We start from the raw sequence: 16434 nt of genomic DNA on the forward strand, positions 1-16434 counted from the left end.
GCATGATCGATTTCTCAAGTAATTGAAATCACATCATAAAACGCTCAGGCGCGCCAAACCCGCAGCGCAATAAACTGGTCTGACCAGTGGCCGGGCCTATGGACAGCGGCCCCTTGCTGCCGCGATGATGCAGCCATGTCCTGCGGCGCCCCGTGCGCCGCGCCTCCCCGCTTCCAACTCTCCCGAGACCATCATGACCGAGCGCATCCCGCACCACGGCCTGCAAGTGGCCCCCGTCCTGCACCAATTCATCGAAGACGAGCTGCTGCCCGGCACCGGCGTGGACAGCGACGCGTTCTGGAGCGGCTTCGCGGCCCTGGTCGATGAACTGGCGCCGCAGAACCGCGCCCTGCTGGCCGAACGCGACCGCCTGCAGGCCGAGCTCGACGCCTGGCATCGCGCCCACCCCGGGCCGATCCGCGATGCGGCGGCGTACCGCCAGTTCCTCGAACAGATCGGCTACCTGCAACCGGCGCCCGCCCACGTGCGGGCCAGCACCACGCAGGTCGACCGCGAGATCGCCGTGCAGGCCGGGCCGCAGCTGGTCGTGCCGGTGTCGAACGCGCGCTACGCGCTGAACGCCGCCAACGCGCGCTGGGGCAGCCTGTACGACGCGCTCTACGGCACCGATGCCATCCCCGCCAGCGCAGGCGCCGCCGGCACCGAATACAACCCGCAGCGCGGCCACGCCGTGATCGCACGCGCGCGCGCCTTCCTCGACCAGGCCGCGCCGCTGGCGCAGGGCTCGCACGCCAACGTCACGGCGTATGCCATTGCCGACGGCAGGCTCGCCGCGACCATCGGCGGCAAGCTGGTGGGCCTGGCCGATCCGGCGCAGCTGCTGGGCTTCCACGGCGAAGCCGGCGTGCCCACCGCGCTGCTGTTCGTGCACAACGGCCTGCACTTCGAGATCCAGATCGATCGCCAGCACCTGATCGGCAGCGCCGACGCGGCCGGCGTGAAAGACGTGCTGGTCGAAGCCGCGCTCACCACCATCATGGACTGCGAAGACTCCGTCGCCGCGGTCGATGCCGAGGACAAGGTCCACATCTACCGCAACTGGCTCGGCCTGATGCGCGGCGACCTCACCGAAGAGGTCGCCAAGGGCGGCAAGCGCTTCACGCGCCGCATGGCGCCCGACCGCGAATACCAGGGCCTGGACGGCAATACCTTCACGCTGCCCGGCCGCTCGCTCATGTTCGTGCGCAACGTGGGCCACCTCATGACCAATCCGGCCATCCTCGACGCGCAGGGCGCCGAGATCCCGGAAGGCATCCTCGACGCCGTCATCACCGTGCTGGCCGCCACCGCCGACCTCGCGCTCAAGCGCAACTCGCGCACCGGCTCGATCTACATCGTCAAGCCCAAGATGCACGGCCCGGCCGAGGTGGCATTCGCCAACACGCTGTTCGACCGCGTCGAAGACCTCTACAAGCTGCCGCGCAACACCGTGAAGATGGGCATCATGGACGAGGAGCGCCGCACCAGCGTCAACCTGGCCGCGTGCATCGCGGCCGCCTCGCAACGCGTGGCCTTCATCAACACCGGCTTTCTCGACCGCACCGGCGACGAAATGCACACCGCGATGGAGGCCGGCCCGATGCTGCGCAAGGGCGACATGAAGTCGAGCGCCTGGATCACCGCCTACGAGCGCAACAACGTGCTGGCCGGCCTCGATTGCGGCCTGCGCGGACGCGCCCAGATCGGCAAGGGCATGTGGGCCATGCCCGACCTGATGGCGGCCATGCTCGAACAGAAGATCGCGCATCCCAAGGCCGGCGCCAACACCGCATGGGTGCCCTCGCCCACCGCCGCCACGCTGCACGCGCTGCATTACCACCAGGTCGACGTCCAGGCCGTGCAGCAGGAGCTCGAGCGCACCCGCTACGCCGACGTGCGCGACGGCCTGCTCGAGGGCCTGCTGACCGTGCCGGTGGGCGATCCCGCGGGCTGGACGCCACAAGCGATCCAGCAGGAGCTCGACAACAACGCGCAGGGCATCCTCGGCTACGTGGTGCGCTGGATCGACCAGGGCGTGGGCTGCTCCAAGGTGCCCGACATCCACGACGTGGGCCTGATGGAAGACCGCGCCACGCTGCGCATCTCGAGCCAGCACATCGCCAACTGGCTGCGTCACGGCATCGTCGACGAAGCCCAGGTGCGCGCCACCTTCGAGCGCATGGCCGCCGTGGTCGACGGCCAGAACGCGGGCGACCCGCACTATCTGCCGATGGCGGGCCACTTCGACCGGTCCTTCGCCTACCGCGCGGCCACCGCGCTGGTGTTCGAGGGCCTGAAGCAGCCCAACGGCTACACCGAGCCGCTGCTGCACCGCTTCCGCCTCGAGTTCAAGGCCGCGCAGCGCTGATCGCGATTCGCCCGCAGCAGCCAGGCCCCGCTCGACGAGCGGGGCTTTTTCTTGGCCGGCGCCCTCACCCGGGCTTGCTTTTTCGCACGACCGTGCTAAATTGCTGCGCATGGACACCCACCCTTCCAAGAGCGAGCTCACCTACGCGGCCATCGTGGACACCGCGCTCGACATGGCGGCGAGCGAAGGCCTGGAATCGCTCTCGCTGGGCGAGGTCGCGCGCCGGCTGGCCATCAGCAAGAGCGGCGTGTTCTCGCGGGTCGGGTCGCGCGAGGCCTTGCAGCGCGCCGTGCTCGACGAATACGACCGCCGCTTCGTGGAGGCGGTGTTCACGCCCGCCATGCAGGCGCCGCGCGGCCTGCCGCGGCTCGACGCCCTGGTGCACAACTGGATCACCCGTGCCAGCAACGTCGACACCCTGACCGGCTGCATCTACGTGGCCGGCGCCTTCGAGTACGACGACCTCGACACGCCGATCCGCGAACGCCTGCAGGAGAACGTGCTGCGCTGGCGCGCGGCGCTGCAGCGCGCCGCCGAGCAGGCGCTCGAGGCGGGCCACCTGCGGCCCGACACCGACGCCGTGCAGCTGGTGTTCGAGCTCTACAGCCTGATGGTCGGGCTGATGCATGACGCGCGCTTCCTGCGCGATCCGGCCGCGCCCGAGCGGGTGCGGCTGGCCTATCGCCGCCTGATTTCCACGTACCGCAGTTTTTCCGCCGCCTGACGGCGCCCTGCCCCGCGCCCGCGCGGGGTGTTGCAGCACCTTATTTCGCACGATCGTGCGAAACGGAGCAGATCATGAATGGATGGCTGGTGTTGGGCCTGGCGGCGGTGGCGGGCGGCGTGCGCGCCTGGATCGGCTGGCGCGCCCTGCTGCGGCAATTGCCGGATCGCAACGAAGACATTTCCCTGTTCTGAGCGGCCGCCCCGGCCGGGCGCGGTGTGGCGCGGTGTCGCGGCGAGCGGCGGGCGACAAGCGGCACCCGCCGCCCGAACCGGCCTCAGAACCGCGCCAGGCGCTTGCCCAGCGCGGTATGGCCGATCACCCACTTCTCGAACTCCGCCACCAGGAACACCAGCAGGCCCACGCCGATCACCTCGGCCCAGTTCAGCAGCGACAGCGGCGCCGAATCGAACACGGTGTGCATGATGGGCAGGTAGGTGTAGCCGAGCTGCAGCAGCAGGCAGGCGCCGATCGACATCAGCACGTAGGGATTGCCGAACAGCCCCTGGCGATTGAGGATCGAACCGAAGATCGAGCGGCTGTTGACGAGATAGAACATCTCGGCCATCACGATGGCGTTGACCGCCATGGTGCGCGCCGTTTCGATCGAGGTGCCGTTGCGCAGCTCCCAGAGAAACATGCCCAGGCCGCCCGCCGCCATCAGCGCCGACACCATCACCACGCGCCAGACGAAGAAGCCCGACAGCAGGGGCTGGCCCGGCGGCCGCGGCGCGCGCTGCATGATCCCGGCCTCGGTGGGCTCGAAGGCCAGCGCCAGGCCCAGGCAGCTCGAGGTCACCAGGTTGATCCAGAGCACCTGCGCCGGCGTGATCGGCAAGGCAAACTGGAACAGGATGGCGAGGATCACGATCAGCGCCTCGCCGCCGTTGGTGGGCAGCATGAACAGCACGAACTTGCGCAGGTTGTCGTACACGCCGCGCCCTTCCTGCACGGCCGCCGCGATGGTGGCGAAGTTGTCGTCGGCCAGCACCATGTCGGCCGCCTCCTTGGCCGCCTCGGTGCCCTTCAGGCCCATCGCCACGCCCACGTCGGCGCGCTTGAGCGCGGGCGCATCGTTCACGCCGTCGCCGGTCATCGACACCACCTGGCCGCCGGCCTGCATGGCCTGCACGAGGCGCAGCTTGTGCTCGGGGCTGGCGCGCGCGAACACGTCCACGCCGAGCACGGTCTCGCGCAGCGTGGCGTCGTCCATCAAGGCCACCTCGGCGCCCGTGACCGCGGGCTTGCCCACGCCGATGTCGAGCTGCGCGCCGATGGCGCGCGCGGTCTCGGCGTGGTCGCCGGTGATCATCTTCACCACGATGCCGGCCTCGTGGCAGCGCGCCACGGCGTCGATCGCTTCGCTGCGCGGCGGGTCCATCATGCCCACCAGCGCGATCATCGTATAACCGTCTTCCATGTCGGCCGCGCCGAGCGTGGCGCCGGCCGGCTCCGCGTGCTTCACCGCCAGCGCGAGCAGGCGCAGGCCCTTGGCCGCCGTGTCGGTGGCCATGCGGCGCCAGTAGTCCACGTCGAGCGGCACGCGCGCGCCCTGCGCGTCGAGCTGGTCCACGCTCATGTCGAGGATGCGTTCGGGTGCGCCCTTGGCGTAGATGAGCGGGCTGCCCGACGCGTCGCGGTGCAGGGTGGCCATGTAGCGGTTTTCCGACTCGAACGGAATCGAATCGCGGCGCGGCCATTCGGCCTCGCCCTGCGCCTGCGCGTAGCCGGTCTTCTCGCCCAGCACCAGCAGCGCCCCCTCGGTGGGGTCGCCCTCGACGCGCCAGTGCGTGCCGTCGGGCCGCAGCACGGCGTCGTTGCACAGCACGGCGGCACGCACCGCCTGCGCCAGCGCGGGCGTGTCCGCCACCGCCACGGCGCGGCCGTCCAGCGTGCATTCGCCGCCGGGCTCGTAGCCCACGCCGCTCACGTCGTAGGCGCGGCCGGCGCACACCACGCGCTGCACCGTCATCTCGTTGCGCGTGAGCGTGCCGGTCTTGTCGGAGCAGATCACCGTGACCGAGCCCAGCGCCTCCACGGCCGGCAGGCGGCGCACGATCGCGCGGCGCCGGGCCATGCGCTGCACACCGAGCGCGAGCGTCACGGTCATCAGGGCCGGCAGGCCCTCGGGAATCGCCGAGGCCGCCAGCGCCACCACCATCATGAACATCTCGGCGGCCGAGTGGCCGCGCCACAGCGTGCCCACCAGGAACAGCACCGCGCACACCGCCAAAATCACGACGGCCAGCGTGCGGCCGAAGCGGTCGACCTGGCGCAGCAGCGGCGTGCTCATGCTCTCGATGCTGCTGAGCATCTGGTTGATGCGGCCGAGCTCCGTGTGGCTGCCGGTGGCCACCACCACGCCGCGCGCCTGGCCATACACCACCACCGTGCCGGAGTACGCCATGCCGTAGCGGTCGCCGAGCGGCGCGTCCTGCGCCACGGCGGCGGTGGCTTTCTCGACCGGCAGCGATTCGCCGGTCAGCGCGGCCTCCTCGACGCGCAGCTCCTTGGTCGAGATCAGGCGCAGGTCGGCCGGCACGCGGTCACCGGAGATGAGGTGCACGATGTCGCCCGGCACCAGCTCGGCGGCATCGATCTCGCGCCGCTCGCCGTCGCGCTCGGCCACCGCGTGCGGCGACAGCATGGCGCGGATCGCGTCCAGCGCCGACTCCGCCTTGCCTTCCTGGATGAAGCCGATCACGGCGTTGATGAGCACCGCGGCCAGCAGCACGCCGGTGTCGATCCAGTGCCCGAGAAAGGCCGTGATCACGGCCGACGCCATCATCACGTACAGCAGCACGTTGTGGAACTGCATCAGAAAGCGCATCAACGCGCTGCGCCGGCGCTGTTCGGGCAGGCGGTTGGGCCCGTGCTGCGCGAGGCGGCGCGCGGCTTCCGCGGCGCTCAGGCCGTGTTCGCCGGTCTGCAGCTGCGACAGCGCCTCGGCCTCGGGCAGGGTATGCCAGAGGGGCGCGGCGGCGGGGGTGGGCGTGACGGAGGTGGCGCGATCGGTCATGGATCCGTGTCCTGGGTTGCAGGGAGGAGCCGTCGCGGGCGTGGAGCACGCCGGTACGGACGGGCGGCCTGGAAGGCACCGGGGGTCGCCCGGGCATCCGACCCCATCGTAACCACTCCGCGCCGACCGCGCATTGACCTGCGGCAACGTCGGCACCGGGCACGGCGCTTGCTCCACGCGAAGCTCAACCCTCGCTCGCGGAGGAAGTCATGAACCACAAAAATATGCCGGCCCGTCACGTGGCCGCGGCGCTGCTGCTGGCAGCCGCCCCCCTGATGGCCCAGGCGCAGAACGCCGACGAAGTGCAGAACGCGCCGCAAACGGGTCCGACGCCCACGCCCCAATACCAGCCGCCCCCGCCGCTGGACAATGGCCAGCGCACGCTGCCGGGCGCCACGCATCCGCACAGCATGCCGCCCAACGCGGCGCAGCCCCGGCCGCAGGATCGCGCGCGCCAGAGCGACCGGCCGGCGGCGGGCTCATCGGCCAACACCACCACGCAGCCGCGCAGCACGCTGCCGCAGTCCAACCCGCGCGACGCGGTGGGCCGCTGAGCCCGGCGCGGCGCGCGCCGCCGCGCGCGGGTGCGCGCCGGCCCGGCCCGCGCCTCAGGCGCTCACGTACGCGAGCGCAAAGCCGTCCCAGCCCTTTTCGCCCACCGTCTGCACCGCCGTGATCTCGAGCCGCAGGTCGCGCGCGGCGGCGCTGAAGAAGGCGTGCACGCCGCGCACGTCCGGATCGTCTGCATGCGCGGGATCGGCCAGCCGGCCGGCGCGTGCGATGTTGTCGGCCACGATCACGCTGCCGGGCCGCACCAGCGGCATCAGGCGCTCGAGATAGACCGCGCTGTCGGCCTTGTCCGCATCGAGAAACACCATGTCGAAGGGCGCCTCGCCCACGCGCGCCAGCGCCGCGAGCGTCTCGCGCGCATCGCCCTCGATCAGGCGGATGGTGTCGTTCAGGCCGCTGGCCTCGAAGGTTTCGCGCGCAACCATCGCATGGCGCGGGTCCGCCTCGAGCGTGACGAGCCGGCCGCCCACCGGCAGCGCGCGCGCCATGCACAGCGTGCTGTAGCCGCCCAGCGTGCCCACCTCCAGGATCCGGCGGGCGCCGCACATTCGTGCAAATAACGCCAGCATCCTGCCCTGGTTGGGCGCCACCTCGTGGGCCGGCAGCCCGGCCGCGCGGGCCCGCGCCAGGGCGGCCGACAGCACGCCCTCATCGAGGTGCAGGGTCCGGGTGAAGTACTGGTCCAGCGCGTTCCAGCGCGCAGGATCGTGGGCAGGGGTCATGGCGGGCTTCCTTCGCTACATGGCTTCGAATGACCAGGATCTTAGGCACCGCAGCCGACCCGCAATAGCGACTAATTCGGCGCGCATTCGTGAGTTTTCCTGACATACTGGTGTCGCCTTTCGCGGCCAACATAGGCTCACCATGCGCAAACTCCCTCCGCTCTCGGCCCTGCGTGCCTTCGACGCCGTCGCGCGCAGCGGCTCGGTCACCGCCGCCGCCGCCGAGCTGCACCGCACCCATGGCGCCGTCAGCCGGCAGCTGCGCGCGCTCCAGGAACACGCCGGCGCGGCGCTGTTCGCCCGCCAGGGCACCGGCATCGTGCTCAACGAGGCCGGCCAGGCCCTGCAGGCCATCGTCGGCCCGCTGTTCGATCAGCTCGAAGACGGCTACGCCCGGGTGCAGCAGCGCGCCCGCCAGCCGGGCCTGCACGTGGCCTGCAGCGCCACGTTTGCGATGCGCTGGCTGGTGCCGCACCTGGCCGACTTCTATCGCGACGAACCCGACATCCGCATCCGGCTCTCGATGACGTCGGCGCGCGAGATCCGCGCCGAGGGGGCAGACTTGCTGATCGCCTGGGACCTGAGTCACTACCCCGAAGCCGAGCGCGCACGCGCGCTGCCGCTGGCGCCGGCCGCGTTCGGACCGGTGTGCCGGCCGGGCTACGACATGAAGGCGCGTGGCGCCGTTCGCATCACGCACGAATACACCACCAGCGCCTGGAGCCAGTGGCAAGCCCTCACCGGGCGGCGCGACCTGCCGCGGCGCGAGATCGCGTTTCCGCACACGCACCTGTGCATCGAGGCCGCGCTCGGCGGTCTCGGCGTCGCGCTGGTGGAATCGCGCCTGGTGCAGAAAGAGCTGGCCGACGGCAGCCTGGTCGCCCCCCACGGCTTCACGCCCTTTGCCGGCGGCATGATGGCGCTGGCGGCCGGCGAGCCCGATGCGCGCGCGCGGCGCTTCATCGCGTGGCTGAGCCAGGCCCTGCAGCGCTGAGCGCGCGGGCTCAGCCCGCCTGCGCGAACACCTCGCGCATCCATTGCACGAAAGCGCGCACCCGCACCGACAGCTGGCGGTTCTGCGGATACAGCACCGACACCGGCATGGGCGGAGGCGGATGACCGGGCATCACCACCTGCAGCCGGCCCGCGCCCAGCTCGGCCTCGAAGCGGTAGCGCGGTGCCTGGATCAGGCCCAGTCCCGACACCGCGCAGGCGGCGTACAGATCGGCGCCCGTGACGCTGACCGGACCGGGCAGCACCACGTCGACCTGGCGGCCGTCCACCATGAACTCCAGCGGCATGACGCGGCCCGAGCGGCTCGACACGAAGTTGACGGCGCGGTGCTCCGCGAGCGCGTCGGGCCCGGTCGGCACGCCGTGGCGCGCGAGATAGGCGGGGCTGGCCACGGTCACCTGTTCGAGCAGCGCCACGCGCGCGCCCACCATGCTGGAATCCTGCAGGTAGCCCGCCCGCAGCACGCAGTCCACGCCCTCGCGCACCAGGTCCACCAGCCGGTCGTCCTCGCCCAGGTGCAGCTCGATGCCAGGGTGCCGTTCGAGGAACGCGGGCAGCGCCGGCACCACGAAATGGCGCGCCAGCGTGCCCTGCAGATTGACCCGCAGCAGCCCCTTCGCGGCCGCGTGGCGGAACGCGCCCTCCGCCTCTTCCATGTCGGCCAGCAGCCGCACGCAGCGCTGGTAGAACGCCTCGCCATCCGGCGTGAGCCGCACGGCGCGCGTGCTGCGCTCCAGCAGCCGGGTGCCGAGCCGCGCCTCCATGCGCTTGATCAGGTTGGTGATCGTGGCGCGCGGGATGCGCAGGTCTTCGCTGGCGCGCGTGAAGCTGCCGCGCTCTGTGATGCGCACGAAGGCCTGCATCTCCTGGAATCGGTCCATGGCGTCTATTGTTGAGGTAAATGGATCAATGTGATCGATTCTGACATGGTTATCTGTCAGCAGGAATGATGCAAGATACGGTCACGGCAGGCGGCCCTCCGGCCGCCCACGACACTCCAAGAGCACACCATGACCTCCTCCCCTTCCGTCGCCCTCGTGACCGGCGCCTCGCGCGGCATCGGCGCCCGCATCGCCACCCGCCTTGCCCAGGCCGGCCACGCCGTGCTGGTCAACTACGCGTCGCGTGCCGACGAGGCCAACGCCGTCGTGCAGGCCATCGAGGCCGCCGGCGGCCGTGCGCTGGCGGTGCGCGGCGACGTCTCCCGGGCCGCCGATGTCGACGCCCTCTTCGACGCCGCCCACGACACCTATGGCCGGCTCGACATCCTGGTGAACAACGCGGGCGTGATCTCCACCCAGCCCGTTGCGCAATACACCGACGAGCAGTACGCACGGATCTTCGACATCAACACGCGCGGCACCTTCAACACGCTGCGCGCGGCCGCCACGCGGCTGGCCGACGGCGGACGCGTGATCAATTTCTCGACCACCGCGCTGGCGCTGGCCCTGCCGGGCTACGCCATCTACAACGCCAGCAAGGCCGCGGTGGAGGCCTTCACGCAGGTCTATGCCAAGGAGATGCGCGGCCGCAACATCACGGTGAACGCGGTGGCACCCGGCCCGGTGGCGACCGAGCTGTTCCTGCAGGGCAAGACGGCCGAGCAGGTCGCGCACTTCACCAAGCTGCCCCCGCTCGAGCGCCTGGGCCAGCCCGACGACATCGCCGAGGTGGTCGCCTTCCTCGCCAGCCCGGCCTCGGGCTGGATCAACGGCCAGGTGATCCGCGCCAACGGCGGCGTGGCCTGACGCGAGGGCGGGCGGCCCGCGTCGCCGCGCGTCGCTGGCCGCACCCCGCACCTCGCCGGCCGCACCTTGCAGGCCGCACCTCGCCGGCCGCACCTCGCCGGCCGCACCTGACATCTTCCTGGATGGGGTGGGGCTGCAGCGTGCCACGCGGTGTCGTTAGAATCGGGCCATTCCGGCCGCCCCGCGGCCGGGCCGTTCGCGCACGCCCACGATGCCCAGCCCCTCCCCGCTCCCCGCCCCTGCCTCGCCCGCGTCCGCCGCGCGGCACGGCGCCCCCGCGCTGATCGCGCGCGCCGACGAGGCCCGCATCCTCGGCGACGCCCTGCAACGCGTCGCGGAAGGCGGCGAGGCCGAGCTGGTGGCGATCGCCGGCGCGGCGGGCGGCGGCAAGTCGGCGCTGGCCGAGCAGTTCTTGCGGCTGGCCGCCACGCGTCACGCGCGACTCGCGCTGGCCAAGTGCGACCTGCAACAGCACGACGTGCCCTACGCACCGGTGGCGCAGGCCCTGCGCGGCGTCACGCTGGGGCTGCTGGGCGAAGACGAATCCATGCTCGCGCGCCTCCGCGAACGCTGGCGCCACGCGCTCGCGGGCCAGGGCCGCGCCGTGGCCGAACTCGTGCCGGAGATCGAACACGTCATCGGCCATACGGCGCCGCTGTCGAACGCGCCGGCCGCGCAGGCGCGCCACCGGCTCGAAAGCGCGGTGCTCAACACGCTGGGCGCGCTCGCGCTGCCCGGCGCGCCCCTGGTGCTGTTCATCGACGACGTGCAATGGGCCGATGCCGCCACGCTGGCGCTCCTGCGCGCCTTCATCGCGCGTCCGCCGCGCCATGTCCTGCTGGTCGTGGCCTACCGCAGCACGCGCGATGCGCCGCTGTCGTTCGACTGGCTCGGCTACGCCAACCGCGCCAGCCCGATGCGCATCGCCAAGATCGCGCTCGCGCCGCTGCCCGCGCCCGCGCTCACCGAGTTCATCGCGCAGGCCCTGGAATCGCCGCTCGCATCGCTTGAAGCCTTGGGCCAGGCGGTGCATGCCAAGACCGGCGGCAATCCCTATTTCGCGCTGCAACTGGTGCGCAGCCTGATCGACGATGGCGTGCTGGTGCTGCGCGACGGAAGCTGGCGCTGGTCCCAGGCCGAGCTCGGCCTGCAGGGCTACAGCAACAGCGTGCGGGACCTGATGATGCGGCGGATCGCGCGCCTGCCGGCGGCCGGCGTCGCACTGCTGCGCCAGCTCGCCTGCGTCGGCGCCCGGTGCGACGAAGCCTTGCTGGCGCGCCTGGGCGCGCTCGAGGTCGGACAGTTGCGCACGCAACTGCAGCCGCTCGTGGACGCCGGCCTGCTGCTGCGCGAGCACGGCGCCTACGCGTTCCAGCACGATCGCGTGCTCGAATCGGCCTACGCCCTGATCGGCGAGGTCGAGCGCCCGGCGCTGCACGCCCGCACCGCCACGGTGATGATCGAACACTGGCAGGCAAGGCTCGGCGACCACGCCTTCGAGATCTGCAACCAGATCGAGCACACCCAGGGCTACCTGCCGGACGCCACGGAGCGCGCCCGCTTCGCGCAGGCGCTGGTGGCCGCCGGCCGCCGCGCGCGCAACGCGGCCGCGCTGCCCCAGGCCACCGCCTATGTCGCGGCGGCCATGGACCTGATGCTGCCCGATTGGTGGCAGACCCACTATGCGCTGGCCTACGAGGCCAGCCTGCTGCGCTGCGAATGCCTGCTGGCGGATGCCGACTTCACCGAGGTCGAACGCGCCATCGGCGCGCTGTTCCAACGCGACATGCCGGCGCTGGACCGCGCCGCGGTGTATCGGCTGCAGGCCACGCTGCAGACGGTGCGCTCCGATTACGAAGCGGCCATCGGCAGCGCGCTCGATGGCCTCGCGCTGCTCGACGTGCATCTGCTGCGCGGCCCCTCGCCCGCGCAGCTGCGCCATGCGCGCGAAACCGTGCGGCGCGCACTCGGCGAACGCCCCCTCGCCAGCCTCGCGCGGCTGCCCGCGACCGACGACCGGCGCGTCCAGGTCGCGATGGACCTGCTGGCCACGCTGGTCTCCTCCCTGTTCGTCACCGACGGCCTGAGCTTCCTGCACGTGGCCAAGATGGTCGAGCTCACGCTGGCGCACGGCGTCACCTCCGAATCGCCCTACGGGCTGGCCTGGTTCGGCGTGTTCATCGCCAGTCTGTACGACGAGTATGAAGACGGGCTGGCCTGCGGCATGGCCGCGCTCGACATGGCCGAACATCACGGCTTCGAGGCGGAGCGCATCGGCGCGCTGGTGGCGCTCGACCAGGTCAGCCCCTGGACCATGCCGCTCACCTACGCGCTCGAACAGGCGCAGCGCGCGCGCCGCCAGGGCGCGGCCTCCGGCGACATCGGCATGGCCTGCTATGCCTGCAACCACATCGTCTCCGACCTGCTGGTGATGGGCGAACACCTGCGCCTGGTCGACGAGGAGATCGAACGCGGGCTCGCCTACACCCGCATGATCCAGTACCTCGACATCGAGCTGATCCTCGAATCGCAGCGCCACTTCGTGCAGCGCCTGCGCGGCGAGGCCGACGCCGGGCCGGGCGTGCAAGAAGCACGCCTGCGCCAGACCCGCTCGCAGCCCACGCGCTTCTGGATCCAGCTCTACGACGGCATGGCGCGGGTCTACCTGCGCGACTGGGACGGCGCGCTCGCGCCGCTGATGGCCGCGCGCGACCTGATCTGGTCGGCGCCGGCCCACATCAACGTGGCCGATTGCCGCCTGTTCCTCGCGCTCGCGCTGGCGCACAGCAGCGAGCCCGACCGCCGCGCCGAGGCCGAGTCGGCGCTGCACGCATGCAACACGCGCTTCACGCAGTGGGCCACGCTCAACCCGCTGACCTTCCGCAACAAGCTGCTGCTGATCGAGGCCGAACAGGCACGCCTGCGCGGCGATGCGCTGACCGCGCTCGTGCGCTACGAGCAATCGGCCAACAGCGCGGCCACCGCGGGCTTCGTGCACGAAGAGGCGCTGGCCCACGAGTTCGCCACGCTGCTGTGCGAGGCCCACGGCCTCGTCACGGCCGGCCGCCAGCACCTGCAGGCCGCCACCGACGCCTACCGCCGCTGGGGCGCCGACGAGAAGGAGGCACGGCTGGCGCGCGCGCACCCGGTGTTCGAACGCGGCCGCCACGGCGGCGCCTCGCTGCTCGCGCATGGCGGCGGCCTCGACTGGGAGACCGGGCTGAAGGCGGCCCAGGCCCTGTCCGGCGAGGTCGTGATGGACCGTCTGGTCCAGACCTTGATGAGCAACCTGATCGTGCACGCCGGCGCCGACTACGGCCTGTTGCTGCTGCTGCACGACGGCACGCCGCGCATCGAGGCCGCGGGCCGCGTGGTTGACGGCAGCGTGGCCGTCACGGTCGCGCCGGCCGAGCCCACCGAACAGGCGCTGCCGTTGGCGGTGCTCGACAACGTGCTGCGCACCCGCAAGACGCTGGTGCTGGCCGACGCGGCGCTCGAAGCGCCTTCGCTGTTCGGCCCGCTGGGCGCCAAGCCGCTGCGCTCCGTGCTGTGCCTGCCCCTGATCCGCGGCGGCGCGCTGATCGGCGCCTGCTACCTGGAAAACAATCTCGCGCCGCGCGTGTTCGACGCGCGCCGCACCGCCGGCCTGGAAGTGCTCGCGCCGCAGGTCGCGCTCAGCCTCGAAACGGCGCGGCTCTATGCGGAGCTGATCGAGCAGAACAGCCGCCGCACGCAGGCCGAGGCGAGCCTGCGCAACGCGCGCGCCGAGCTGGCACGCACCTCGCATCTCACCACCATGGGCAGCCTGGCCGCATCGATCGCCCACGAGATCAACCAGCCGCTCACCGCCGTCGTGTCCTCGGTCGATGCCAGCAAGCGCTGGCTCGCGCGCGCCACGCCTGACATCGGCGAGGCGCTCGAGGGGCTGGCGCACGTCAGGCACAACGCCATGCGCGCCGCGGACATCGTGCGCGCCCTGCGGGCGCTGGCGCGCCAGGCGCCCGCCGTGATGGCGCCGCAGCAGCCCGACGGCATCGTGCGCGAGGTCGTGGAGATGGTGCGCGAAGACATCGATGCGCGCGGCGTGCGGCTGGTGCTGGACCTGCAGGCCGGCATGGCGCGGGTCAACGCGGACCGCGTGCAGCTGCAGCAGGTCGTGCTCAATCTCGTCACCAATGCGCTCGACGCCATGGCCGACACCGCCGCCGACCAGCGCGTGCTCACCGTGTGTTCGGCGCTGCGGCCGGGCGAGGTCTGGGTCAGCGTGGCGGACCAGGGCAGCGGCATTCCGGAGGCGGTGCTGGAACGGGTCTTCGATCCGTTCTTCACCACCAAGGCCCATGGGCTGGGCATGGGCCTGGCGATCTGCCGTTCGATGATCGAGGCGCATGGCGGCACGCTGGAGGCGGCCACGCAGGCGCCCTCGGGCGCACGCCTGCGCTTTTGCCTGCCGCTGCTGGACGCGGCGATCGGCTGATCAGGCCTCGGTGTCGAGCGCGGCTTCGCAGATGCCGAGCTGCTGTGCCATCAGCACCAGGTCGGCGAAGGTGCGCGCCCGCATCTTGCGCATCGCCTGGCCGCGGTGGATCTTGACGGTGACCTCGCTGATGCCGATCTCGCCGGCGATCTGCTTGTTGAGCAGCCCGCGCACGGCCAGGCCCATCACCTCGCTCTCGCGCGGCGTGAGGGTCTGGTAATTGGCGCGGATCTCGTCGGCGCGGCGCGACTGCTGCCGGCGCAGCCGGTCTTTCTCGAGCGCGGCCGCCACGGCATCGAGCAGGTCCTGGTCGCGAAAGGGCTTGGTGAGGAAATCCTCGGCGCCGCCCTTCATGGCGGTCACGGTCATGGCGATGTCGCCATAGCCGGTCATGAAGATGATGGGCACGTGCACGCCCTGCAGGCGCAGCCGCGTCTGGAGTTCCAGTCCGCTGGGGCCGCGCAGGCGCACGTCGAGCAGCAGGCAGCTGGGCACGTCGGGCAGCGGGGCATCGAGCAACTCGGCGGCCGAGCCGTAGAGCGCAACCTGCAATCCCACGGAACGCAGCAGGCTGCCCAGCGCCGTACGCAGATCGGCATCATCGTCGACGATCAGGACCAGGGCTTCGCCGCCTTCGGCATTGGGGACACGCACGCTCGGATCTCCTGCTCGCTTTCAGGTCGAAGGACCGGAGAAAACAGGTGGCCGCCGACGTGATTCGGGCAGCACCGATCCCCCTGAAAGCCGGTGCCGAATTATATCTGCGACGATTGCTTGCGCACGCAATCGAACAATCCGTTGCAGGTGCCCGATCTCATACCTTTGGATGAGCCGGCCGCCCGTGCGCAGCCGGTGCGCCCCGGCGTGCACCGGCATGGCGCATGCCGGGCAGGGCGGCCCAGGCAAGACGCGCGTCTCACGCCGCGCGCGGCGGGGTAATACCAACGAACAATGGTCCGCGCCCGCGCGCCGCTCTAGTCTCTGGCCGGGCTTGCGGACGTGCACGCGCCGCCGCCCGCCACGTGGCGCGCCCATTCGCAGCGCCGCGGGCCACTCCATTCGACCTCCGAGGTTCCTCATCATGTCCAATCCGAAACTCGAAGTACTGACCCCCCAGAACAGTCAGATCATCTTCATCGATCACCAGCCCCAGATGGCCTTCGGCGTGCAGTCGCTGGACCGCCAGACGCTGAAGAACAACGTCGTCGGCCTGGCCAAGGCCGCCAAGGTGTTCGACATCCCCACCGTCATCACGACCGTGGAAACCGAGTCGTTCTCCGGTTATACCTATCCCGAGCTGCTCGATGTGTTCCCGGAGCAGAAAGTGCTGGAGCGCACCTCGATGAACTCGTGGGATGACCAGAAGGTGCGCGACGCGCTGGCCGCCAATGGCCGCAAGAAGGTCGTCGTGGCCGGCCTCTGGACCGAAGTCTGCAACACCACCTTCGCGCTGTGCGCGATGCTGGAAGGCGACTACGAGATCTACATGGTCACCGACGCCTCCGGCGGCACCTCGAAGGAAGCGCACGACATGGCGATCCAGCGTATGGTTCAGGCCGGCGTGGTGCCCGTGACGTGGCAGCAGGTGTTGCTGGAATGGCAACGCGACTGGGCCCGCCGCGACTCCTACGACGCCGTGATGGCCATCGCCAAGGAGCACTCCGGCGCCTACGGCATGGGCGTCGACTATGCCTACACGATGGTCCACAAGGCCAAGCAACGCACCAAGACGAACCACGAAGCGATCGCTCCGGTGGCCGCGCCGGTTCGCTGAACCCCGCGCCGCCCCGAC

General features: G+C 71.0%; 11 protein-coding genes. 7 read left to right on the forward strand and 4 right to left on the reverse strand.

The window, feature by feature from the left end:
• Window positions 1-193: 193 nt before the first annotated feature.
• Both CEG14_RS25030 and CEG14_RS25035 read left to right on the forward strand, forming a co-directional pair.
• A complete protein-coding gene (locus CEG14_RS25030) occupies window positions 194-2368 on the forward strand; it encodes a malate synthase G (RefSeq protein ID WP_094829134.1) in 2175 nt (724 codons plus the stop codon).
• A 109-nt stretch (window positions 2369-2477) separates the two neighbouring features.
• On the forward strand, window positions 2478-3092 hold the full coding sequence (locus tag CEG14_RS25035) for a TetR/AcrR family transcriptional regulator (RefSeq protein WP_094829135.1): 615 nt from the start codon (window positions 2478-2480) through the stop codon (window positions 3090-3092).
• A 277-nt stretch (window positions 3093-3369) separates the two neighbouring features.
• On the opposite strand, the gene CEG14_RS25040 is transcribed toward CEG14_RS25035, so the two are convergent.
• A complete protein-coding gene (locus tag CEG14_RS25040; RefSeq protein ID WP_094829136.1) occupies window positions 3370-6111 on the reverse strand; it encodes a cation-transporting P-type ATPase in 2742 nt (913 codons plus the stop codon).
• A 209-nt stretch (window positions 6112-6320) separates the two neighbouring features.
• On the opposite strand from CEG14_RS25040, the gene CEG14_RS25045 reads away from it, so the two are divergent.
• Entirely contained in the window at window positions 6321-6665 is a 345-nt protein-coding gene (locus CEG14_RS25045) for a hypothetical protein (protein WP_094829137.1), read from the forward strand.
• Between the two features lie 54 nt (window positions 6666-6719).
• Here CEG14_RS25045 and CEG14_RS25050 read toward each other — a convergent pair whose 3' ends face one another.
• Window positions 6720-7403, reverse strand: coding sequence for an O-methyltransferase (locus tag CEG14_RS25050; RefSeq protein WP_094829138.1), 684 nt, complete (start codon window positions 7401-7403; stop codon window positions 6720-6722).
• 142 nt (window positions 7404-7545) lie between these two features.
• Here CEG14_RS25050 and CEG14_RS25055 point away from each other — a divergent pair, with 142 nt between their 5' ends.
• Window positions 7546-8397, forward strand: coding sequence for a LysR substrate-binding domain-containing protein (locus CEG14_RS25055; RefSeq protein WP_094829139.1), 852 nt, complete (start codon window positions 7546-7548; stop codon window positions 8395-8397).
• Between the two features lie 10 nt (window positions 8398-8407).
• On the opposite strand, the gene CEG14_RS25060 is transcribed toward CEG14_RS25055, so the two are convergent.
• Window positions 8408-9298, reverse strand: a complete 891-nt coding sequence (locus tag CEG14_RS25060) for a LysR family transcriptional regulator (protein WP_094829140.1) — start codon at window positions 9296-9298, stop codon at window positions 8408-8410.
• Window positions 9299-9427: 129 nt separating this feature from the next.
• On the opposite strand from CEG14_RS25060, the gene CEG14_RS25065 reads away from it, so the two are divergent.
• Complete coding sequence (locus tag CEG14_RS25065; protein WP_094829141.1) at window positions 9428-10165, forward strand: SDR family oxidoreductase; 738 nt, start codon at window positions 9428-9430, stop codon at window positions 10163-10165.
• A gap of 211 nt (window positions 10166-10376) precedes the next feature.
• Entirely contained in the window at window positions 10377-14642 is a 4266-nt protein-coding gene (locus tag CEG14_RS25070) for a trifunctional serine/threonine-protein kinase/ATP-binding protein/sensor histidine kinase (protein ID WP_094829142.1), read from the forward strand.
• Here the strand turns inward: CEG14_RS25070 and CEG14_RS25075 are convergent, their stop codons facing one another.
• Window positions 14643-15296 (reverse strand): response regulator transcription factor, encoded by a 654-nt coding sequence (locus tag CEG14_RS25075; RefSeq protein WP_094829143.1) that lies wholly within the window; start codon window positions 15294-15296, stop codon window positions 14643-14645.
• Between the two features lie 427 nt (window positions 15297-15723).
• Here CEG14_RS25075 and CEG14_RS25080 point away from each other — a divergent pair, with 427 nt between their 5' ends.
• A complete protein-coding gene (locus tag CEG14_RS25080; RefSeq protein WP_094829144.1) occupies window positions 15724-16416 on the forward strand; it encodes a hydrolase in 693 nt (230 codons plus the stop codon).
• The last annotated feature ends 18 nt before the right edge of the window (window positions 16417-16434 follow it).

The organism is Bordetella genomosp. 1 (assembly GCF_002261335.1).
Classification (GTDB): domain Bacteria; phylum Pseudomonadota; class Gammaproteobacteria; order Burkholderiales; family Burkholderiaceae_B; genus Bordetella.

Bases quoted from the DNA above. Each gene is read 5' to 3' on its own strand.
- CEG14_RS25030 (WP_094829134.1), top strand. From the start codon at position 194: ATGACCGAGCGCATCCCGCACCACGGCCTGCAAGTGGCCCCCGTCCTG.
- CEG14_RS25035 (WP_094829135.1), top strand. From the start codon at position 2,478: ATGGACACCCACCCTTCCAAGAGCGAGCTCACCTACGCGGCCATCGTG.
- CEG14_RS25040 (WP_094829136.1), bottom strand. From the start codon at position 6,111: ATGACCGATCGCGCCACCTCCGTCACGCCCACCCCCGCCGCCGCGCCC.
- CEG14_RS25045 (WP_094829137.1), top strand. From the start codon at position 6,321: ATGAACCACAAAAATATGCCGGCCCGTCACGTGGCCGCGGCGCTGCTG.
- CEG14_RS25050 (WP_094829138.1), bottom strand. From the start codon at position 7,403: ATGACCCCTGCCCACGATCCTGCGCGCTGGAACGCGCTGGACCAGTAC.
- CEG14_RS25055 (WP_094829139.1), top strand. From the start codon at position 7,546: ATGCGCAAACTCCCTCCGCTCTCGGCCCTGCGTGCCTTCGACGCCGTC.
- CEG14_RS25060 (WP_094829140.1), bottom strand. From the start codon at position 9,298: ATGGACCGATTCCAGGAGATGCAGGCCTTCGTGCGCATCACAGAGCGC.
- CEG14_RS25065 (WP_094829141.1), top strand. From the start codon at position 9,428: ATGACCTCCTCCCCTTCCGTCGCCCTCGTGACCGGCGCCTCGCGCGGC.
- CEG14_RS25070 (WP_094829142.1), top strand. From the start codon at position 10,377: ATGCCCAGCCCCTCCCCGCTCCCCGCCCCTGCCTCGCCCGCGTCCGCC.
- CEG14_RS25080 (WP_094829144.1), top strand. From the start codon at position 15,724: ATGTCCAATCCGAAACTCGAAGTACTGACCCCCCAGAACAGTCAGATC.